This is a genomic window from Chelativorans sp. J32 (assembly GCF_000518985.1).
Lineage (GTDB): Bacteria > Pseudomonadota > Alphaproteobacteria > Rhizobiales > Rhizobiaceae > Chelativorans.
Genome location: NZ_JAEQ01000005.1, coordinates 38770 through 57767, shown reverse-complemented (window position 1 = coordinate 57767; position 18998 = coordinate 38770). Strand labels below are relative to the sequence as shown.

The 18998-nt window shown below is 62.4% G+C and carries 20 protein-coding genes and 1 other RNA gene; 13 read left to right on the top strand and 8 right to left on the bottom strand.

The features are described 5' to 3' along the window. Window positions 1-12: 12 nt before the first annotated feature. Window positions 13-2628 (bottom strand): leucine--tRNA ligase, encoded by a 2616-nt coding sequence (leuS, locus tag CHEJ32_RS0109320; protein ID WP_028033634.1) that lies wholly within the window; start codon window positions 2626-2628, stop codon window positions 13-15. Window positions 2629-2758: 130 nt separating this feature from the next. Between leuS and CHEJ32_RS0109315 the strand changes: the two genes are divergently transcribed. Then, window positions 2759-3436, top strand: coding sequence for a YggS family pyridoxal phosphate-dependent enzyme (locus tag CHEJ32_RS0109315; RefSeq protein ID WP_028033633.1), 678 nt, complete (start codon window positions 2759-2761; stop codon window positions 3434-3436). A 227-nt stretch (window positions 3437-3663) separates the two neighbouring features. On the opposite strand, the gene pncA is transcribed toward CHEJ32_RS0109315, so the two are convergent. From pncA to tsaD, 5 genes are all read right to left on the bottom strand, one after another. Then, entirely contained in the window at window positions 3664-4263 is a 600-nt protein-coding gene (pncA, locus tag CHEJ32_RS0109310; protein WP_028033632.1) for a bifunctional nicotinamidase/pyrazinamidase, read from the bottom strand. A gap of 27 nt (window positions 4264-4290) precedes the next feature. Continuing rightward, complete coding sequence (locus CHEJ32_RS0109305) at window positions 4291-4716, bottom strand: EVE domain-containing protein (RefSeq protein WP_028033631.1); 426 nt, start codon at window positions 4714-4716, stop codon at window positions 4291-4293. Next, window positions 4716-5012 carry a YciI-like protein gene (locus tag CHEJ32_RS0109300; protein ID WP_028033630.1) on the bottom strand — a complete coding sequence of 99 codons (297 nt, stop codon included), beginning with the start codon at window positions 5010-5012 and terminating at the stop codon, window positions 4716-4718. Before CHEJ32_RS0109300 ends, CHEJ32_RS0109305 begins: the two co-directional genes overlap by 1 nt. 80 nt (window positions 5013-5092) lie before the next feature. Continuing rightward, the gene (locus CHEJ32_RS0109295; protein WP_028033629.1) at window positions 5093-6076 is read right to left on the bottom strand and encodes an NAD(P)H-dependent glycerol-3-phosphate dehydrogenase; all 984 of its coding nucleotides are present in this window, start codon (window positions 6074-6076) and stop codon (window positions 5093-5095) included. Then, the gene (gene tsaD / locus CHEJ32_RS0109290) at window positions 6073-7161 is read right to left on the bottom strand and encodes a tRNA (adenosine(37)-N6)-threonylcarbamoyltransferase complex transferase subunit TsaD (protein WP_028033628.1); all 1089 of its coding nucleotides are present in this window, start codon (window positions 7159-7161) and stop codon (window positions 6073-6075) included. The genes CHEJ32_RS0109295 and tsaD overlap by 4 nt, the downstream gene beginning before the upstream one ends. Window positions 7162-7283: 122 nt before the next feature. On the opposite strand from tsaD, the gene hemC reads away from it, so the two are divergent. From hemC to CHEJ32_RS0109245, 10 genes are all read left to right on the top strand, one after another. Then, window positions 7284-8213 carry a hydroxymethylbilane synthase gene (gene hemC, locus CHEJ32_RS0109285; protein WP_028033627.1) on the top strand — a complete coding sequence of 310 codons (930 nt, stop codon included), beginning with the start codon at window positions 7284-7286 and terminating at the stop codon, window positions 8211-8213. A gap of 6 nt (window positions 8214-8219) precedes the next feature. Next, entirely contained in the window at window positions 8220-8918 is a 699-nt protein-coding gene (locus CHEJ32_RS0109280; protein ID WP_034658148.1) for a uroporphyrinogen-III synthase, read from the top strand. 89 nt (window positions 8919-9007) lie between these two features. Continuing rightward, the gene (locus CHEJ32_RS24295; RefSeq protein ID WP_028033625.1) at window positions 9008-10435 is read left to right on the top strand and encodes a mitofilin family membrane protein; all 1428 of its coding nucleotides are present in this window, start codon (window positions 9008-9010) and stop codon (window positions 10433-10435) included. Window positions 10436-10445: 10 nt separating this feature from the next. Continuing rightward, window positions 10446-12053 (top strand): heme biosynthesis protein HemY, encoded by a 1608-nt coding sequence (locus CHEJ32_RS0109270; protein WP_028033624.1) that lies wholly within the window; start codon window positions 10446-10448, stop codon window positions 12051-12053. Between the two features lie 131 nt (window positions 12054-12184). Continuing rightward, window positions 12185-12655: a TerB family tellurite resistance protein gene (locus tag CHEJ32_RS0109265; RefSeq protein ID WP_028033623.1), complete on the top strand. Its 471-nt coding sequence runs from the start codon at window positions 12185-12187 to the stop codon at window positions 12653-12655. A gap of 9 nt (window positions 12656-12664) precedes the next feature. Then, complete coding sequence (locus CHEJ32_RS0109260) at window positions 12665-13450, top strand: glutamine amidotransferase (RefSeq protein ID WP_028033622.1); 786 nt, start codon at window positions 12665-12667, stop codon at window positions 13448-13450. A gap of 73 nt (window positions 13451-13523) precedes the next feature. After that, window positions 13524-13680: non-coding RNA, 6S RNA (gene ssrS / locus CHEJ32_RS26685), on the top strand. 50 nt (window positions 13681-13730) lie between these two features. Then, window positions 13731-14318, top strand: a complete 588-nt coding sequence (locus CHEJ32_RS27105) for a 5-formyltetrahydrofolate cyclo-ligase (RefSeq protein ID WP_028033621.1) — start codon at window positions 13731-13733, stop codon at window positions 14316-14318. Window positions 14319-14327: 9 nt separating this feature from the next. Then, window positions 14328-15152 carry a TIGR00282 family metallophosphoesterase gene (locus CHEJ32_RS27100; RefSeq protein WP_028033620.1) on the top strand — a complete coding sequence of 275 codons (825 nt, stop codon included), beginning with the start codon at window positions 14328-14330 and terminating at the stop codon, window positions 15150-15152. 63 nt (window positions 15153-15215) lie between these two features. Further along, window positions 15216-15983 (top strand): TerC family protein, encoded by a 768-nt coding sequence (locus CHEJ32_RS0109245; protein ID WP_028033619.1) that lies wholly within the window; start codon window positions 15216-15218, stop codon window positions 15981-15983. A 34-nt stretch (window positions 15984-16017) separates the two neighbouring features. Here the strand turns inward: CHEJ32_RS0109245 and CHEJ32_RS0109240 are convergent, their stop codons facing one another. Then, on the bottom strand, window positions 16018-16365 hold the full coding sequence (locus CHEJ32_RS0109240; protein WP_028033618.1) for a helix-turn-helix domain-containing protein: 348 nt from the start codon (window positions 16363-16365) through the stop codon (window positions 16018-16020). 159 nt (window positions 16366-16524) lie between these two features. Here CHEJ32_RS0109240 and CHEJ32_RS0109235 point away from each other — a divergent pair, with 159 nt between their 5' ends. Next, the gene (locus CHEJ32_RS0109235) at window positions 16525-17229 is read left to right on the top strand and encodes a glutathione S-transferase family protein (protein ID WP_028033617.1); all 705 of its coding nucleotides are present in this window, start codon (window positions 16525-16527) and stop codon (window positions 17227-17229) included. A gap of 37 nt (window positions 17230-17266) precedes the next feature. Here CHEJ32_RS0109235 and CHEJ32_RS0109230 read toward each other — a convergent pair whose 3' ends face one another. After that, entirely contained in the window at window positions 17267-18064 is a 798-nt protein-coding gene (locus CHEJ32_RS0109230) for an MBL fold metallo-hydrolase (RefSeq protein ID WP_028033616.1), read from the bottom strand. Between the two features lie 182 nt (window positions 18065-18246). On the opposite strand from CHEJ32_RS0109230, the gene CHEJ32_RS0109225 reads away from it, so the two are divergent. Beyond that, window positions 18247-18996, top strand: a complete 750-nt coding sequence (locus tag CHEJ32_RS0109225) for a YebC/PmpR family DNA-binding transcriptional regulator (protein WP_028033615.1) — start codon at window positions 18247-18249, stop codon at window positions 18994-18996. Window positions 18997-18998: the final 2 nt, after the last annotated feature.

Here is an 18998-nt window from a genome sequence, read left to right as displayed (position 1 = left end):
CTGGCCCTCCGCTCAGGCAACCACATTGACGATTCGCTGCGGAACCACGATCACCTTGCGCGGTACGGCGCCGTTCAGCGCCTTCTGCACGAAATCGAGTTCCAGAACCGCCTTTTCGACCGCAGCTTGATCTGCGTCGCGGCTGATTGTCAAATCCCCCCGCTTCTTGCCGTTTATCTGAACGGGCAGCAGGATCGTGTTGTCCACCACCAGTTCCGGATCGTAATCCGGCCAGCGGCTTGACGCGACGAGCCCTTCGCCACCGATGCACGCCCAGCATTCCTCGGCCAGATGCGGCATGAAGGGCGCTATCAGGTGGATGAGGATTTCGACCGCCTCGCGTGCGGCCGCGCGGCTCTCTTCGTCGGCCGTTCCGAGCGCAGAGAAGGCTGGCTGCAGGTCGTTCACCAATTGGTGAATCCGGGCGATGGCACGGTTGAAGGCCAGGCGCTCGATGTCTTCACCGACTATCTTCAGCGCCTTGTGGGCCGGCTTCGAGATCGCTGCCGCATCGCCGTCCCGCCCGGCTTTCGGCGCGATCTCCCGCAGCGCCGGCGCAATCTCGGCAACCAGTCGCCAGACGCGCTGGACAAAGCGGTGCGCGCCGGTGGCGCCATCGTCCGTCCACTCCACGTCGCGTTCGGGCGGCGAATCGGAGAGCATGAACCAGCGAGCGGTGTCGGCGCCGAAGGATTCAGTGATGTCTTCGGGACTCACCGTATTCTTCTTCGACTTCGACATTTTTTCGAGCGAGCCGATCGTGGCCGGCTTTCCGGTCGCGATCTCGAACGCCCTGCGCTCCCCGCCTGTGCTTTCGATCCGCACTTCGTTCGGTGCCAGCCAGCGGCCGTCCTCGGCGCGATAGGTCTCGTGCACCACCATGCCCTGGGTGAAAAGGCCCTTGAAAGGCTCTGCTAGGTCGAGGTGTCCCGTATCGCGCATGGCACGCGTGAAGAAGCGCGAGTAGAGCAGATGCAGGATCGCATGCTCGATGCCGCCGATATACTGGTCCACCGGCAACCAGCGATTCACCACGTCCCGCACCACCGGCTCGTTGGCGTGCGGGGAGGTGAACCGTGCGAAATACCAGGACGAATCGACGAAGGTGTCCATCGTGTCCGTCTCGCGGCGCGCATCCCCACCGCATTTCGGGCATTTGACATGGCGCCAGGTGGGATGGCGGTCGAGCGGATTGCCCGGCTTTTCGAAGTCGACGTCATCCGGCAGCTTGACCGGCAAATCCGCCTTGGGAACCGGTACGACACCGCAGGCTTCGCAATGAATCATGGGGATTGGGCAACCCCAATAACGCTGGCGGGACACGCCCCAGTCGCGCAGACGGAAGTTCACCTTGCGCTCTGCCACCGGCTTCCCGTCCAGCAACGTCTTTTCGAGCCGGCTCGCCACTTCCTCGAAGGCCTGCTTGTTGGAGAGACCGTCGAGAAAGCGCGAATTGATCATCACGCCGTCATCGGAATAAGCCTCGTCGGCGATCTGGAAGGCAGAAGCATCGGCATCTTCCGGCATCACCACCGGGATGACCGGCAAGCCGTATTTGTTTGCGAAGTCGAGGTCGCGCTGGTCGCCTGATGGACATCCGAAGATGGCGCCGGTTCCATATTCCATCAGTACGAAATTGGCCACGTAGACCGGCAGAGTCCACTCGGGATCGAAGGGATGCTTGACGCGGATTCCGGTGTCAAAACCCTTCTTCTCGGCTGTCTCCAGGGCTGCGACCGAGGTGCCCATGTGGCGGCATTCCTCGATAAAGGCGACAAGCCCGGGATTGTTTTCCGCGGCTTTCCTGGCCAGCGGATGGTCGGGCGCGATCGCCATGAAGGACGCGCCGAAAATCGTGTCCGGGCGGGTGGTATAGACTTCAAGTTCCCGCTCGCCGGCAGGCGCCGTCTCGGGCACCAGCTCCCAGCGCACGGACAGGCCTTCCGAGCGGCCGATCCAGTTGCGCTGCATCAGGCGCACCTTCTCCGGCCAGTCCTCCAGCCCGTCGATCGCGCTCAGCAGGTCTTCGGCATAGTCGGTGATCTTGAAGAACCATTGCGCCAGCTCGCGGCTCTCCACCAGGGCGCCGGACCGCCATCCCCGACCGTCGATCACCTGCTCGTTGGCAAGCACCGTCTGGTCCACGGGATCCCAGTTCACCTTGGAGGTTTTGCGTGTCACCAGGCCCTTCTCGTAAAAGTCCAGGAAGAGCATCTGCTGGCGGTGGTAATAGTCCACGTCGCAGGTGGCGAATTCCCGGCTCCAGTCGAGCGACAGCCCCATCATCTTGAGCTGCTCGCGCATCGTGGCGATGTTCTGATAGGTCCACTCCTTGGGATGGACCTTGTTCTGCATGGCAGCGTTCTCGGCCGGCATGCCGAAGGCGTCCCAGCCCATCGGATGCAGCACGTTGAAGCCCTTGGCGCGCTTGTAGCGGGCGACCACGTCGCCCATCGTATAGTTGCGCGTATGGCCGATATGGATGCGCCCCGACGGGTAGGGAAACATCTCGAGCACATAATAGGTCGGGCGCCCGTCATCGTTCTTGGTTTCGAACAGGCGCGCTTCCTCCCAAGCCTTTTGCCAGCGGGGTTCGGATGTGCGCGGATTGTAACGTTCGGTTGCCATGCCGGGTTTTTCACTTAAAAGAACAGATATTTTCCGGCGGACCTTCACCACGGTTTGTGACGAGCGTCAACTCCACGGTCCATGAATCGAGCCGGTCGGGAACGCGTGCCAGAGGATTTCACCCAAAGTCATGAACGATGCCGTACGCAATCTAACCATGGTCAGAGACAGGATTGCCGACGCTGCCCGCGAAGCGGGGCGGAAACCGAAAGACGTGGCACTCGTCGCGGTCTCGAAGACCTTCGGTGCGGACGAGATTCGCCCGGTTGTCGAGGCAGGACAGCGCGTTTTCGGAGAGAACCGCGTACAGGAAGCCCAAGGTAAGTGGCCGGGCCTGAAAGACGCCTATCCCGATATCGAACTCCATCTCATCGGCCCCCTCCAATCGAACAAGGCCAGGGAGGCCGTGGCCCTGTTCGACGTGATCGAGACCGTCGACCGGGAAAAGATCGCTGGCGCGCTTGCCGCGGAGATCGCGAAGCAGGGCCGCCGCCCGCGCCTTTATGTCCAGGTCAATACGGGACTGGAGCCGCAAAAAGCAGGCATCGATCCGCGTGAAGCCGCGGCATTCGTTGCCCGCTGCCGTGAGGTGCATGGGCTCGAAATCGAGGGACTGATGTGCATTCCGCCCGTCGACGAGAATCCCGGACCGCATTTCGGCCTGCTCGAAAAGCTTGCGGGCGAAGCGGGCGTGGAAAAACTATCTATGGGTATGTCCGGCGACTATGAGACGGCCATTGCTTTCGGCGCGACAAGCGTGCGCGTCGGCTCGGCGATCTTCGGCAGCCGCGCATATCCCGGCGCCTGAGCGGGAGGCGAGGACGCTAATCGTCGTTATCGCTGCCATTTCCCTAGCTGTCATCCCGGCCCGGGAGTGAAGCCCGGGGCCTATTGGCCGTGAGACACAGAGCGCGGCCCGGCGTTATCTTGCACCTGGTCGGTGCCGTCTTTGCGTTAGCGGGGACCGGTCGTTCCCTCGATGATCCCTCCTGCTGTCGGCCGGGGTGACGGTAGAAGGTTCTAGCTGAAAGCTCCTCAAACCAGCTCTACGGCGGCGGCCTTCATCCGCTGCGTCATGGCGGCAAGCGAACCGCCAAGATCGATGGCGCGGCATGCCTGCAGCACCACGGTGGCGTCGAAACCTTGCTTTCGCGCATCCAGCGCGGAATAGGCGACGCAGAAGTCAGTCGCGAGACCGGCGAGCGTCACCTTGGCGATGCCGCGCTCGCGCAGATAGCCGGCGAGCCCGGTTGGTGTCTCATGGTCGTTCTCGAAAAAGGCGGAATAGCTGTCGATCCCGCCGCGGAAGCCCTTGCGGATGATCAGCTCCGCCTTCGTCCATTCCAGGCCGGGATGGAATTCGGCTCCCTGCGTCCCCTGCACGCAATGGTCTGGCCAGAGCGTCTGTTCGCCATAGGGCATTGCGATCGTCTCGAATGGAGCTTTGCCGGAGTGGGAGGAGGCGAAGCTGGAATGGCCGGCCGGATGCCAGTCCTGCGTCAGGATCACGTGGTCGAATTGCTGGATGAGACGGTTGATGATCGGCACGACCTCGTCGCCATTGTCGACGGCGAGCGCGCCACCGGGGCAGAAGTCGTTCTGGATGTCGATGACGATGAGCGCTTCTTTGGCCATTGTCGCCTCCCTTTCCTTCAGAGCCGATCAGGGTGCCTTGTCGAGCCCGCCCATACGGCAGATTTCCTCCCATTCCGCATCGCTCACCGGCTGAACGGAAAGCCTGGAATTGTTGACCAGAACCATATCCCTGAGCTTCGGATTGGCTTTGATCTCCTCCAGCGAAACCGGCCGCGGGATGTCCTGCACCGCGCGGATATCCACGCATTCCCAGCGCAGGTCGTCGGTGGTGGAATCGGGATGGGCCGTCGCGATGATCTCGACGATGCCAACCACGCTGGTTTCCTTGACCGAGTGGTAAAAGAATCCGAGATCGCCGATTTTCATCGCCCTCATATTGTTGCGCGCCTGGTAATTGCGCACGCCGTCCCATTCCTGTCCCTTGTCGCCCTTTTTCTTTTGCATCTCCCAGGACCAGGAGGTGGGCTCGGACTTGAACAGCCAGTAAGCCATCACGCGTTCTCCGGTTTGTTGAAAACCCAGTTCCAGGGATGAATTTCGACGGATTCGAAGAGACCGGCAAGCGCATAGGGGTCCGAACGTGCCAGTGCCTCGGCATCGACCAGGCTTGCCGCTTCCACTGCCACCATGCTGCCATTGGGCTTGCCGTCGCCATCGAGGAATGGGCCGGCAAATCGGAGCTTTCCTTCCGCGTTGAGAGTCTCGAGATAGGCGAGATGCTCAGGCCGCGTGTCCATGCGCAGTTGGAGATGACCGGGTTTATCCCGGCAAAGAATGACGAAAATCATTGAGGTCTCCTGCCCTTGGCCAATAGGAAGTCGTTAAACAGCGAGTTGTGATCTCGTGGGAGGTTCGTCGGCATCGTTCCCTATTCGCTCTTCAAGGGGCGGGCGAGGAGCGCTTGCATCGCCGTTTCGACCGTGAGCCGTCCCTCCAGGATACCGTTCACGGCTTCCACAATAGGCGCCTCCAATCCGCGTTCGCCGACGAGTCTTGCCGCTATCCCGGCGGTGAACACCCCTTCGGCCAGCGGCAGGTTCTCGATGCTTTCGCCGCGCCCCAGTGCCACGCCATAGGCGAAATTGCGCGACTGGGAAGAACTGCAGGTGAGAATGAGATCGCCCAGGCCCGAAAGTCCCATCAGCGTTTCCGTCCGAGCGCCGAAAGCCGCCCCGATGCGCCGGAGTTCCACGAAGCCACGGGTCGTTATGGCGGCCACGGCGCTTGCGCCTAATCCTGCGCCGGTTGTGGCACCTGCCGCGATCGCCAGCACATTCTTGAGCGCGCCTCCGAGTTCGACGCCGACGAGATCGTCGCTCGAATAGCAGCGCAGATGCGGTGCCGAGAGCCTTTTCGCAAGCTCTGCCGCCAGCGCACCGTCCGGAGATGCGACGGTCACGGCGGTGGGAAGACCCCGCGCCAGGTCGGTGGCGAAGCTCGGGCCCGAAAGTGCGGCGAGCGAGTTGCCGCGCAGAGCCTCGCGTGCGGCCTCGGACATCAGCCGACCGGTCTCGCGCTCGATCCCTTTGGCGCAAAGCACAACTGGAACATCCGGCGCGAGCACGTTAGACGCTGAGGCGAGCACTGCGCTGAGATGCTGCGCGGGTATGGCCGCAAGCACGCAATCTGCTTCGCTGACGGCCGCCGCCAGATCATCCGTGGCAAGCACGCGAGGGTCGATTGTAACGCCGGGCAGGTAGCGGCTGTTTGCATGGGTATCGTTGATTTCCCGCACAAGATTGGGATCGCGAGCCCAAAGCGTGGTCCTATGGCCGGCCCTTTGCATCGTAAGTGCCAGCGCGGTTCCCCAGGCGCCGGCGCCAAGGACGGCGATGCTCCAGCTCGTGCTCATGCCTTGGCTCCTCGCTTTCCCGCCCCGAAAAGTGGCGCGGAACTCTCATCCAGGGGCCAGCGCGGACGCGGGGCGAAGGCGAGCGCATTTTCTTCCGCAAGTCCGGCCTCCAGGCGTTCCAGCCCTGCCCAGGCGATCATGGCTGCATTGTCGCCGCAGAGTTTGATGGGCGGCGCGACAAGGCGAAAACCTTTCTGGCGGCAAAGGCTTTTCAGCGTGTTCCGGATCGCCGCATTTGCCGCCACGCCGCCGGCGACGACGAGCGCCGGCTCCTTCAGATGCGAATGCTCGGTTCTGAACCGTTCAAGACTGCGTGTCACGCGGTCTGCCAGCGTTTCGGTCACCGCGGCCTGGAAAGAGGCGCAGATGTCGGCAATGTCCTGCTCGGAAAGAGGTGCAAGCTCGCTGGCAGTGCGGCGCACGGCTGTTTTCAGGCCGGAAAAGGAAAAGTCCGGCCGCGCTTCGCCCTTGAGCGGCCGCGGAAATGCAAAGCGCGTCGCATTTCCCTGGGCGGCGGCCTTTTCCACGCTCGGCCCGCCGGGATAGGGCAGCCCGAGCAGCTTTGCCGTCTTGTCGAAAGCTTCGCCGAGAGCATCGTCTATGGTGCTCGCCCAGCGCTCGTATCGGCCGATGTCTTGAACGTGCACGATCTGCGTGTGGCCGCCCGAGACGAGCAGGAGCAGGTACGGGAATTCCAACCCGTCCGTCAGGCGCGCGGTGAGCGCGTGACCCTCCAGATGGTTCACGGGCAGGAGAGGTTTGTCCAGCGCTGCGGCAAGCGCCTTTGCCGTCGTGAGTCCGACGATGAGCCCGCCTATCAGGCCCGGGCCGGCAGTGGCGGCGATACCGTCGATTTCGTCAAGCGTGACGCCCGCTTCCTCAAGGGCTGCCTCGATGACGCCGTCGAGCGCTTCCACATGGGCGCGCGCGGCGATCTCGGGCACCACGCCACCGAAGGCGGCATGCTCCTCGATTTGACTCAACACCACATTGGAAAGGATCGCAGGCGCTCCGTCCTCGCCGCGCGTGATAACGGCGGCGGCGGTTTCGTCGCAGCTCGTCTCTATCCCCAACACGCGCGTCATTCAGTCCGGTCCACCTTGGTTGCCCACGCGTCCGATCCCCGCTAGGTATCGACGCGGTATCTTGTAGAGCCAATATAGCTATCCACCATAGTGGATACGCCGGTTAGCACGGACATGGCGGCATGCAAACTGATGTGGTGAAAATCGGGACGCGCGGCAGCGCATTGGCGCTTGCCCAAGCGGCCGAAACCCGGGCGCGACTGATGGCCGCGCACGCCCTCCCGAAAGAGGCGTTTGAGATCGTCGTCATCCGAACGTCCGGCGACCAGATTCAGGATCGCCCGCTTTCCGAAGCGGGTGGCAAGGGCCTCTTCACCAAGGAAATCGAGGAAGCGCTACTGGATGGCCGAATCGACCTGGCCGTCCATTCTTCCAAGGATATGCCGACCGTCCTGCCCCAAGGGCTCGAGCTTTCCGCCTTCCTGGAAAGGGAGGATGTGCGTGATGTCTTCATCGGCCGCGATGGGAAGCGCCTCGAGGAGCTTGCCCAAGGTGCCAATCTGGGCACGTCGTCGCTTCGCCGGCAGGCGCTCGCGCTCCGGCTCCGGCCTGACCTGAAAGTGGGCATATTCCGCGGCAATGTGCAGACGCGCCTCAGGAAGCTCGAAGCGGGAGAAGCCGACGGCACGCTGCTCGCGCTCGCCGGGCTCAAGCGGCTCAAGCTCGACCATCTCGCTACCGAGATCCTCGATCCGACGGCGTTTCCGCCCGCCTTGGGGCAGGGGGCAATCTGCATCGAAAGCCGGGTCGGCGATGAGCGGATCGCATCGCTGGTGCAGGCGATCCACCATCCCCCGACCGGTTTTGCGCTTTCCTGCGAGCGCGCGTTCCTTGCCGCCCTCGACGGTTCCTGCCGCACCCCCATGGCCGGGCTTGCCAGGGTCGAAGGAGACCGGATCTCCTTTTCCGGCATGATCCTCACGCCGGATGGCGGGGAGGTGCACGAAATCGACGGCGAGGGCGCGGTGACCGACGCGGCGGAGATCGGAACGGATGCCGGGCGACGGATTCGCGAGAGGGCGGGGGCCGGCTTTTTCACAAGCTGGAGCTGAACCGTGATGCGTGTTCTGGTCACGCGTCCGGAGCCCGGGGCAACCCGAACAGCCCGCAAGCTTGCAGCGCTGGGTTTCGAACCCGTGCTCTTGCCGCTGACCAGGATCGAACCGCTCCCGCTCGATGCCTTGCCTGACTTGGAGAAATTCAGCGCCGTGGCTATTCCGAGCGCGAACGCGGTGCGCCATTTGCCGCCTGCTTTCCTGAAGCAGATTTCTCACCTGCCGGCATTTGCTGTAGGGGAAAGGACCGGCCAGGTAGCGGCCGAGGCCGGCCTGTCCGTAAGCGATTCCAGTGCCGGCGATGCGCAGCGCCTCGCCGGCCGAATCATCGATACCGTGGCTTCGGGCTCTCACATCCTCTATCTTTGTGGGCGCGTGCGCCGAAACATACTGGAGAGCCGTCTTACTGCCGCCGGCCTCCCGGTGACAGCGGTCGAAACCTACGACACGATGCCCCTTCCCATCTCGAATGATGAATTCAGGGACGCGACCGCAAATCGTCCCATCGACAGCGTGCTTGTTTATTCGGCCTTCGCCGCGGAGGTTCTGTCGCCCTTCGTCTCATTGCTCAAGACGGCCCTATTCATCGCCATCTCGGAGCGTGTTGCGCAAAAATTGCCCGATATCGCCGGGATGCGCGTCCTGGCCGCACGGGAACCAACGGAAGAGGCTATGCTTTCCATGCTGCCAAGGCGTGATTAGCGTCAATCTTTTTTCAGGCCCGAAACCTATAATTGGGCACCCAAGTAGGATATCGGCGCAGAGCGCGGATTTAGCAACGGAGCTGCCAGATGGCCAAAACCCCAAGGGCACGTCACTCCAAGCCGAGCCGAGAGCCGGTGACGATCGATCTGGAGGCCGAACCCGTGCAACGGGAGCGCGATTCGGCGGAGCAAGTCTCGCCCGCAGGCGATGCTGCAACCGATCAGGAACCCATTGCAGACGCGTCCGAACCGGGGTCCTCAAGCGGTCCAGCCGCCGCCGCTGCGGAAAACCAGCCCTCTGAAAGGAACTCCCCATCCCCGGAGACCCATGGCGAAGCGGTCTCAGGGCCTGACCTCCCCCTGGAAGAATCTTTGCAACCCGAGGAAGCCCGGCCGGACACCGAAACATTCGAGCGGCCCGCGCCGGAAGAAGCGGCCGCGCCGGCTCGCAGTGGCGGTTTCGCAAACGCGCTTACCGGCGGGATCCTTGGTGCGCTGATCGCGCTCGCCGCCGGGGGAGCGGTCCTTTGGGCGGGGGTGCTGCCCGATCGGCGGCAGCAGGATGCCGATCCCGCCGTGCAGAATCTGGAACAGCAGGTCGCGACGCTCCAGAACGAGCTTTCGCAGTTACGGGAAAGCGCTTCTGCTGGGCCTTCCCAGCAAGCATTGGAGCAGGCGCTGGCGGAACCGCGGCAGCAAATCAGCGAATTGCGCGAGACCGTAAACGCGCTGCAATCAGCTTCGCCGGACCAGAGCGGCGCGGAGCTGCAAAAACTGGGGCAGCAGCTTGCCGAACTGGAGCGTCGCGTCGCTTCGGTAGCCCAGACGGCAGGCGGCGGCGACACGTCTCAGCTTTCACAGCAGATGAACGAGCTTCAAGGGCAGATTGCCTCGGCAGTGGAGGTGGCGGGTACCGCACAGCAGACGAGTGCGGCGACGGCGCAGCGGCTCGACGAACTCGCCGGTCAGGTCGCTCAGCTCAGCGAGCAGGTGGCCAAGGAAGACGAGGGACCGAGACTCGCTCTCATCGTGGCCGCGTCCGCTCTCAGGTCTGCAGTCGAGCGGGGTGCTCCCTTCGCGAGCGAGCTGGAGACCTATTCCGCGATTGCTCCCAATGCACCGGAGCTCGATCCGCTCAGGCCATACGCGCAGACCGGCATCCCCACGGAAGCAGCGCTTGTGGATGAGGCGCCGAATGTCGCCTCCCGCATCGCCGCATCCACGTCCGATCTGCCGCCTGATGCAGGCATGTTCGATCGGCTGATGGCAAGCGCACGTTCAGCAGTTACCGTCCGTCCCGTGGGCGAAGTGCCGGGCGATACGCCTGACGCCATCGCCGCCCGCATGGAGGCAGCCGTGAAGCGCGGGGACTATGCCCAGGCGCTGGCCGAATACGAATCGCTGCCGCCGAGTGCCAAGGAGGTGGCCGCCGATTTCGCAGAGAAGTTGCGGGCGCGGCAGGCAGCGGACCAGGTCCTCGAAAAGGCGCTTTCGAGCGCGCTGAAGCCAGCGTAAGGACGGCGCCATGTTCCGCATCCTCTCTTTCTTCGTCATCGTCCTGCTGCTCGGGCTCGGCTTTGCCTGGCTGGCTGACCGGCCGGGCGAGCTTGCCATCACCTTCGGCGGCTATCAGTACCAAGTGACACTGATGGTGGCTGCGGTGCTGCTGGTCGCTGCAGTTGCGGCCGTGATGATCCTCTGGTGGATCATCCGTGGCATCTGGACCAGCCCTCATGCCGTGCGGCGTTATTTCCGTGCGCGGCGGCGCGACCGGGGTTACCAGGCGCTTTCGACGGGTCTGATCGCGGCGGGGGCCGGCGATGCGGGCGTTGCCAGGCGCATGGGTCAGCAGGCCGCAAAGCTTATTTCTTCCGATCAGGAGCCTTTGATTCATCTTCTCGACGCGCAGGCATCGGTTCTCGAAGGCGATCACGAGGCCGCCCGTGCGAAGTTTCAGGCAATGGCCGAGGATCCGGAGACGCGCCTTCTCGGCCTGCGCGGTCTTTATCTTGAGGCGGAGCGCCTTGGCGAACGTGAGGTCGCCAGGCATTATGCTGCGGAGGCCACGAAGATTGCGCCCCAGCTTGGCTGGGCCGCCAATGCTACGCTTGAGGCCAGGACCGAGGCAGGCGACTGGCAAGGCGCGCTTACGTTGCTCGGCCAGCAGAAGCCGTCGGGCAAGGAGGAACGTGAGGCTCTCGCCCGAAAGCGCGCGGTGCTGCTCACGGCGCAGGCCATGGCTGAGCTCGATATCAACGCTGCCGCGGCCAAGACCGCCGCGCTCGAAGCTCATAAGCTGCAGCCGGATTTCGTCCCAGCGGCGGTGACGGCGGCCCGGGCGCTTTTCCGCCAAGACGATCTGCGCCGCGGCGCGAAGGTGCTGGAATCCGTATGGGCGAAATCGCCGCACCCCGAGGTGGCTGACGTCTATATCCATGCGCGGCCCGGCGACTCGACCCATGACCGGCTGGCGCGTGCAAAGAAGCTGCGGCGGTTGAAGCCCAACAATGCCGAATCGGAGCTTGCCGTCGCCCGTGCCGCCCTCGATGCAGGCGAATACAAGGAGGCCAGGGAGGCGGCTGAGGCGGCAGTGCGGCTCGATCCGCGTGAAGGAGCGTTCCTGCTCCTGGCGGATATTGAGGAAGCGGACACGGGGGACCAGGGCCGCGTTCGTCACTGGCTGGCGAAGGCTGTGCGCGCGCCGCAAGACCCCGCCTGGGTGGCGGATGGGTACGTTGCCGAACGTTGGGCTCCAGCTTCACCTATCACGGGCCGGCTCGATGCGTTCGAGTGGCGCGCGCCCATGGAGCGGCTCGGTCAGGTTATCGAAGGAGAAGACGCCTTGCGGGCGCTACCGCCGGTGGAAGCTGCCGCTGCACCCGCCGAAGAGCCCCAAGACCTTACCCTCGAAGCGGAAGCCGAGCCTGTCCGGCAAGAAGCCGTTCCGGTGGCAGGCGAAGGAGCAGCGCCTGAAGCTCCTCGCCCGAATGCCGACAACGGCTCGCAGAAGGACAAAGGCGATGCTTCCGTTGAGGAAGAGGAGGAGCTTCGGCCGCCATTGCCTGACGACCCCGGCGTCGAGCCGCGGCAAGAGAGCCGCGCCGACGAAGCCAACAGGTTCCGGCTATTCTGAGGGACGAATTCGAGCAAGGAACGGAGGCTTCCTGCGTTCGTTTTTCTTTGAACCATGTTGGCAGCCGCAAGAAAGGCATTGTGGGCTTTCGCGGGGGCTTTAACATGCATGTCTGATTCCATAGGTCTGCCATGTTCGATCGCATCCTCTCATTCCTCAAGGATCTGCCCTCCGGCGCCAAGACATCGCGCCTGCAGGAGGATGATCCCCGCGTGGCTGCGGCGGCGCTGCTCATTCATGTGATGGCGGCCGATGGCATGTGCAGCGCTGACGAGCGCGCCCGGCTCAAGAAGGCGCTGTCACGCGCCTACAATGTCAATGGCGCCGAACTGAAGGCGCTGTTGAAGGCCGCCGAAGAAGCGGAAGCCGATGCGGTCGACCTCTATGCGTTCACCAGCGTGCTCAAGCGGAATCTTGATGAGAACGCCCGCGCCGAGTTCATTCGCCTCATGTGGGAAGTGGTCCTTTCCGATGGCGAGCTGCACGAACTCGAGGATAATCTGGTCTGGCGGGTGGCCGAGCTGATCGACGTTGATACGCGCACACGCGTTGCCATGCGGCAGAGCGTGCAGGCTGAAAGCGGAAAAAAGGGGAGCGAGTAGCTGCAAGAGATGGTCCGGGGGGCGGGTAAGAAAATCCTGGTCGTCTTGCATCAGGAAATGTCCAGTCCTGGCCGCGTAGGCCAGCTTCTCGAAAAAACCGGCTTCACGCTGGATATCCGTCGGCCTCCCTTGGGCGATCAGCTGCCGGAAACGCTGGAAGAGCATCACGGCGCCGTTGTTTTCGGTGGCCCGATGAGCGCCAATGACAGAGACGAATTCGTCGTCCGTGAAACTGAGTGGCTTGCCGTTCCCCTGAAGGAGGAGAAGCCTTTCCTCGGCATCTGTCTCGGTGCCCAGATGCTGGTGAAGCATCTGGGAGGGCAGGTGAAGAGCCATGACGACGGGCTCGTGGAGGTTGGTTGGTATCCGCTCAGGGCCACGGAGGAAGGCCGGCAGCTCCTGCATTGGCCTGAAATGGTCTACCAGTTCCATCGGGAAGGTTTTTCGTTGCCCTCCGGGGCGACCCTCCTCGCCACTTCGGATCATTATCCAAATCAGGCCTTCCACTATGGCAGGAATGCCTGGGGCATCCAGTTCCACGCGGAGCTCACCCGAATGATGATGCAGCGTTGGGTCGTCCACGGCGCGCAGCGCTTCGTGCTGCCCGGCGCGCAGCCGGGGCGCGATCACCTGGGGGGCCGGCTGATCTGGGACATGCATCTGAGGCAGTGGCTGGTCGAATTCTTAAACATCGTCTTCGGCGGCGGCATCGATGTCGAGATCTCCGCCGGTGCGGAATTCGAGGCGCAGAAGCCGATCGGCCGCCGCAAGATCGGCCGGCGAGGGATAGCGTAAGTTTTACTGCAAATCTGCATCTTCTGCCGGCAAGAGGCTGGCATGGGTTGCCGCTGGAGCCTATATTGGTTGTGGCGGTCTGCGCCTCGCGACAGGAATTCAATTCCCCGGGGCCTTATCGATCCTTAAGGGAGCTGTCCCTGGCCTTGCCCGTGGGCTTGGTCATACGGCGCCCACCTACTTTGTAGGTTCCCGGGATCGGTCATTCCATCGGTTGCCGTGGATCGCCGCTTTCCCCCCGTCAGGGCGCATTCGCGCTGCAGTTCACACCAAGGCAAGGATGACCCTCCCACCCCGCGAATTGAAGAAGATGCTGCGGCAGGAGGCGCTTGCGCGTCGCGACGCGCTCGATCCCCGCTGGCGGATCGAAGCTTCGTTCCGCTTCGCGGAGAAGGCAAGCGAGATTGCGCCAATGCCCGGAACGGTCGTTTCGGGCTTCTGGCCCATGCGGTCGGAGGTAGATGTTCGCCCGCTGATGGCGGCGCTCAGGGATGGCGGCGCGCGCTTGTGCCTGCCTGCGATCCTCGACAAGACGACGATTGTCTTCCGCGAATTGCTGCGTGGCGCGCCGCTTGTGGACATGGGCTTCGGCACGCAAGGACCCGGCGAGGATGCGGCGGAACTCGAACCCGAATTGATGCTTGTGCCGCTTGCCGCTTTCGACGCGCGCGGGCACCGGATCGGCTACGGCGCCGGATATTACGATCGCGCGATCGAGCGGCTGCGGCAGCGAGGCCGCGCACCGAACCTCATCGGAATAGCCTTTGATTGCCAGGAGGTGCCGGAGGTTCCCAACGAGGCGCACGATATCGCGTTACCCGAAATCCTTACCGAAAGCGGCTTGCGCCGGTTCGCCCAGCCCCTGTAAGAGCAGGGAATGCGTATCTTGTTTCTTGGCGACATGGTTGGCCGCACGGGCCGGACCGCTGTCTGGGAGCGCCTTCCTGGCCTCGTCTCGGACTTCAAGCTCGATTTCGTTGTGGTGAACGGCGAAAACGCCGCTGGTGGCTTCGGCATCACCGAAGAGATCTTCCGCCACACATTGCAGGCCGGCGCGGATGTGGTGACAACGGGCAATCATGTTTGGGACCAGCGCGAGGCCTTGAGCTTTGCGCCCCGCGAGGAGCGTTTCCTCCGTCCTGCCAATTTCCCGAAGGGTACGCCAGGCCGCGGCTCGGGTCTCTACATTGCCAGGAACGGGGCGCGCGTGCTCGTGGCCAATATCATGGGCCGGGTGTTCATGCATCCTGAACTGGACGACCCGTTTCGTACTGCGGAGAACGAGCTTGCTGCTTGTCATCTCGGCGAGCAGGCGGATGCGGCGATCATCGATTTCCATGCGGAAGCGACATCCGAGAAGATGTGCTTCGGCCATTTCGTGGATGGGCGGGTGAGTGCCGTTATCGGGACCCACACACATCAGCCGACGGCCGACCATCAAATCCTCAACGGCGGCACGGCCTATATTTCCGATGCGGGCATGTGCGGCGATTATGATTCCTCTCTGGGCATGGACAAGGAAGAGCCGCTCAACCGGTTCCTCAGTAAGGTTCCCAAGAACCGCTTCGAGGCGGCGAACGGTCCGGCCACCATCTGTGGTGTCGGGCTCGATATCTCCGACCGCACGGGGCTAGCCGAAAAGATCGCGCCGCTGCGTCTCGGGCCGCGTCTCGAGGAAACAGTTCCCGCGTTCTGGCGTTGACGAAAATCAAGGGCCTCCGTAACTCTGCGGTGGCCTACTCTCAACCCCACGCAGGATCCCCCGATGGAATGGCTGCTTTCGCACTTCGACTTCGTGTCTAGCCCCGAAGCCTGGGTTGCGCTCGTTACACTGGTCACGCTCGAGATCGTTCTCGGCATCGACAACCTGATCTTCATTTCCATTCTCACCAATAAGCTGCCCAAGGAGATGCAGGCGCGCGCCCGCAGGCTCGGCATCGGCGCCGCCCTGGTGCTTCGCCTTGCACTGCTCGGCACAATCTCCATCATCGTGCAACTGACGACCCCGGTGTTCACGCTGTTCGACCACGGCTTCTCGTGGCGCGATCTCATCCTCATCGCGGGCGGTCTCTTCCTCGTCTGGAAGGCGACGAAGGAGATCCATCATTCGGTCGATCCGGAGGATCCCAAGGAGAACATGGTCGGAAAGGTGGCAACGATCACTATGGGATCGGCCATCACACAGATCCTGCTTCTCGATCTCGTCTTCTCGATCGATTCGATCATAACGGCTGTCGGCATGACCGATCACATCGCCATCATGTTCATCGCAGTCATAGCAGCGGTCACCGTAATGCTGCTCGCGGCAGAGCCGCTGTCCCGCTTCATCGCCGCCAATCCCACGGTGGTGATGCTCGCGCTCGGCTTCCTGCTCATGATCGGTATGACGCTGATCGCCGACGGCTTCGGTTTCCATGTGCCGAAGGGCTATATCTACACCGCAATGGGCTTTTCAGCCCTCGTGGAAGCTCTGAACATGATGGCGCGGCGCAAGCGTGCGCGCGAGGGTGCGTCGGGCGGCCACACCCACTGACGGCTGCTCCCTAAGAGCGCCTCCATGGCTGCGGTTATTCCGCAGCCATGCGTCGCGCGGTGATCGCGTCGGCGTGCTCCTTGCCCCAATTGGCGAGGGGAATGAGCGCATTATCGAGCGAGATGCCAAGCTCCGTCGCGGAGTATTCCACCCGCGGCGGGACCTCTTGGAACACTTTGCGATGGACCAGCCCGTCCGCCTCCATCTCTCTCAGATGCTGGATCAGCATCTTCTCGCTGATGTCCGGCACCAGACGCTTCAGCTCGCCGAATCGCCGCGGCTCCTGATGCACGAGCCATAGAAGCAGCGCCTTCCATTTCCCACCGATCACCTGAAAGGCCGGACCCAGTCCGCAACTATCGGGCTGAACTTTCTTTGCCATGGATTTCCTCAATACTTACCTCCAGGTCAGTACCTTACATTATTGTAAGTACTTGATAAAGCGCAAGTATTGGCCGACCTTCCAGTTCGAAACCGCGCCCGGCCTCATCGTCGGCCGCAGCGGTTCACGTTTCGAACATGAGGAATTTAGGAGTCGGAAATGGAACCTGTTCTCTTTTACGGCGTGCCGCATGGCTGCTCGTTTGGATCGATCGTGGCTCTGGAGTGGCTCGGCCACCCTTATCGCCTCGTTCGGATCGACATGCTCTCCAAGCCCCAAAGCAAGGTGTTCGGGGCAGTAAGTCCATTGGGGGCGACGCCGGCGCTTCTCCTCGAGAATGGTGATACGCTCACGGAAAGTCTGGCGATCCTGCACAACATCGCCAAGCGCGATCTAAGCCGGAAGCTCGGTTTCGCGCAGGAAACCCATGCTTTCGACCGGTTGAACCGGATGCTTTCCTTCCTGCACACGGATTTCCACTCGGCTTTCGCGCCAGCCTGGAGCGCCTATAAGCTCGCCGAGAATGATCCGCGCCGGGATATCCTCCGCGACCTTGCGCGAGAGAAAGCCGCGCGCTGCTACAGCCATCTGCAGGATGTGGTCTCGCATACCGAATGGCTAGTGGGCGACACGAAGACGGTGGCAGACGCATATTTCGTAGGCATCGCCCGGTGGGGCGAGGATCTGGGCCTCTTCGACCTTGAAAGCGAATATCCGCGCCTCCACGCGTTTCAGCAGAAGTTGGAAGCAGACAAAGGGGTAATCTTTGCTCACGCGATTGAGGACGGAAAGCCGGCGGAATCGAGCGGCGGCTTTCGCGGCCACGTAGAGATCGAATCGCTTGGCACGCGCCTTGCCGCATAGGCCAGGTCCACTGCTCTCCCGCCTTTGTGCGGGAGAGCTAGACGCCCTCCAAAACGATTATGGTAGGCTGTTTCGGAAGGCTCCCGATTGACACGCGTATCGTCCGCCCTTCGTGAAACTCCACGTCGAAACCTTCACCCATCCGTTCGGCGAAAGTGCCGATTGGCGTGGAGAAGCGGTGCATCGGCAGGATGATTGACGAGGAAAGCCGTCGTGCAATCTCGCTCATGCTGTCGATGGAAAGGGTGAGGCCCCCATCGATCGGCACCATCACCACGTCCAACCGACCTATCGCGGCATAGTGTGAATCGTCCAGCTCATGGTGCAGGTGGCCCAGATGGCCTATGCATAAACCCGCCACTTCGAAGATGAAGATGGAGTTGCCGTCCTTCGAGGCTTCCGAAAAGCCGCGAATGTCGGTCGTCACGTTTCGGATATAAACGTCGTCCACCACCAGCGAGTGCTTGATGGCGCCCCCATCCGGATTCCATCCGGTCAACACATATTCGATCGCTGGATCGGGGTAGAGGGTGTAATGGGTGGAATGCGCCCGGTTCATCGTGACCACACGTGGTGTAGGCGCTCCGCCGTAAATCCCCGAAAAATCGGTCGCAATGGTCACCCCGGCCGGCGTCTCGATAAGGTAGGTGGAGTGTCCGGCATAGGTGATCGACACTTCGCCCTGCGTTGCCGCCAATTCCTGAAAGCTAACGAACTTCACGTCGGGCAGGCTGTTTGCCACGGCCATGCAGGTGCTTGGGCGCTGTTCCTGGGCATGGACAGCTGCTGGTATCAGGAGCGCAAGAAAAAAGGCAATCAGGCGGAAGGCAGGCATAGGCATCTCCCCGGATTTGCAGGACGGATGCTAACCCACCTCCGCTGCGTTCGCTACGGAGCCCACCTCACCATTGCGTGAGGCAGTCGGCCGGATGAAAAGCCACGGTTCTGGACGTTTCGGGCTATTTTCACTATAAGCGCGCAATCCAAAAGATTTTTCAGAATCCAAGAAGGAGCCCCATGGCCGGCCATTCCCAATTCAAGAACATCATGCATCGCAAGGGGCGCCAGGATGCGGCCAAGTCGAAGATGTTCTCCAAGCTGGCGCGTGAGATCACAGTCGCCGCCAAAGCGGGTCTGCCCGATCCGGCGATGAATCCGCGTCTTCGCCTTGCTGTCCAGAACGCCAGAGCCCAGTCCATGCCCAAGGACAATATCGAGAGGGCGATCAAGAAGGCGCAGGGCAACGACGCCGAGACCTATGAGGAGGTTCGCTACGAGGGCTATGCGCCGGGCGGCGTTGCCGTCATCGTCGAGGCGCTGACCGACAACCGCAACCGTACGGCTTCCAATATACGTGCCGCTTTCACGAAGGCAGGCGGAGCCCTGGGCGAAACCGGCTCCGTTTCTTTCATGTTCGACCGCGTCGGCGAGATCGTTTATCCGGCTGCGGCAGGCAATGCCGATGCGGTGATGGAAGCGGCTATCGAAGCCGGCGCCGACGATGTGCAGTCGGACGAGGACGGCCACGTCATCATCTGCGCCTTTGAGAATATCGGCGAGGTGACGGCAGCGCTTGAGAAGACCCTTGGCGAAGCCGAGTCGGTCAAGACCATTTGGCGGCCACAAACCACCACTCCGGTGGATGAGGAGCGTGCGCAATCGATCCTGAAGCTGATCGGCGTGCTCGAGGATGATGACGACGTGCAGAACGTCTACGCCAATTTCGAGGTGGACGACGCCACGATGGCAAAGCTGAGCGCGGCCTGAGC

Excerpts from the sequence above, each read along its gene's own strand:
- leuS (WP_028033634.1), bottom strand. The coding sequence starts at position 2,628 with ATGGCAACCGAACGTTACAATCCGCGCACATCCGAACCCCGCTGGCAA.
- CHEJ32_RS0109315 (WP_028033633.1), top strand. The coding sequence starts at position 2,759 with ATGAACGATGCCGTACGCAATCTAACCATGGTCAGAGACAGGATTGCC.
- pncA (WP_028033632.1), bottom strand. The coding sequence starts at position 4,263 with ATGGCCAAAGAAGCGCTCATCGTCATCGACATCCAGAACGACTTCTGC.
- CHEJ32_RS0109305 (WP_028033631.1), bottom strand. The coding sequence starts at position 4,716 with ATGGCTTACTGGCTGTTCAAGTCCGAGCCCACCTCCTGGTCCTGGGAG.
- CHEJ32_RS0109300 (WP_028033630.1), bottom strand. The coding sequence starts at position 5,012 with ATGATTTTCGTCATTCTTTGCCGGGATAAACCCGGTCATCTCCAACTG.
- CHEJ32_RS0109295 (WP_028033629.1), bottom strand. The coding sequence starts at position 6,076 with ATGAGCACGAGCTGGAGCATCGCCGTCCTTGGCGCCGGCGCCTGGGGA.
- tsaD (WP_028033628.1), bottom strand. The coding sequence starts at position 7,161 with ATGACGCGCGTGTTGGGGATAGAGACGAGCTGCGACGAAACCGCCGCC.
- hemC (WP_028033627.1), top strand. The coding sequence starts at position 7,284 with ATGCAAACTGATGTGGTGAAAATCGGGACGCGCGGCAGCGCATTGGCG.
- CHEJ32_RS0109280 (WP_034658148.1), top strand. The coding sequence starts at position 8,220 with ATGCGTGTTCTGGTCACGCGTCCGGAGCCCGGGGCAACCCGAACAGCC.
- CHEJ32_RS24295 (WP_028033625.1), top strand. The coding sequence starts at position 9,008 with ATGGCCAAAACCCCAAGGGCACGTCACTCCAAGCCGAGCCGAGAGCCG.
- CHEJ32_RS0109270 (WP_028033624.1), top strand. The coding sequence starts at position 10,446 with ATGTTCCGCATCCTCTCTTTCTTCGTCATCGTCCTGCTGCTCGGGCTC.
- CHEJ32_RS0109265 (WP_028033623.1), top strand. The coding sequence starts at position 12,185 with ATGTTCGATCGCATCCTCTCATTCCTCAAGGATCTGCCCTCCGGCGCC.
- CHEJ32_RS0109260 (WP_028033622.1), top strand. The coding sequence starts at position 12,665 with ATGGTCCGGGGGGCGGGTAAGAAAATCCTGGTCGTCTTGCATCAGGAA.
- CHEJ32_RS27105 (WP_028033621.1), top strand. The coding sequence starts at position 13,731 with ATGACCCTCCCACCCCGCGAATTGAAGAAGATGCTGCGGCAGGAGGCG.
- CHEJ32_RS27100 (WP_028033620.1), top strand. The coding sequence starts at position 14,328 with ATGCGTATCTTGTTTCTTGGCGACATGGTTGGCCGCACGGGCCGGACC.
- CHEJ32_RS0109245 (WP_028033619.1), top strand. The coding sequence starts at position 15,216 with ATGGAATGGCTGCTTTCGCACTTCGACTTCGTGTCTAGCCCCGAAGCC.
- CHEJ32_RS0109240 (WP_028033618.1), bottom strand. The coding sequence starts at position 16,365 with ATGGCAAAGAAAGTTCAGCCCGATAGTTGCGGACTGGGTCCGGCCTTT.
- CHEJ32_RS0109235 (WP_028033617.1), top strand. The coding sequence starts at position 16,525 with ATGGAACCTGTTCTCTTTTACGGCGTGCCGCATGGCTGCTCGTTTGGA.
- CHEJ32_RS0109230 (WP_028033616.1), bottom strand. The coding sequence starts at position 18,064 with ATGCCTGCCTTCCGCCTGATTGCCTTTTTTCTTGCGCTCCTGATACCA.
- CHEJ32_RS0109225 (WP_028033615.1), top strand. The coding sequence starts at position 18,247 with ATGGCCGGCCATTCCCAATTCAAGAACATCATGCATCGCAAGGGGCGC.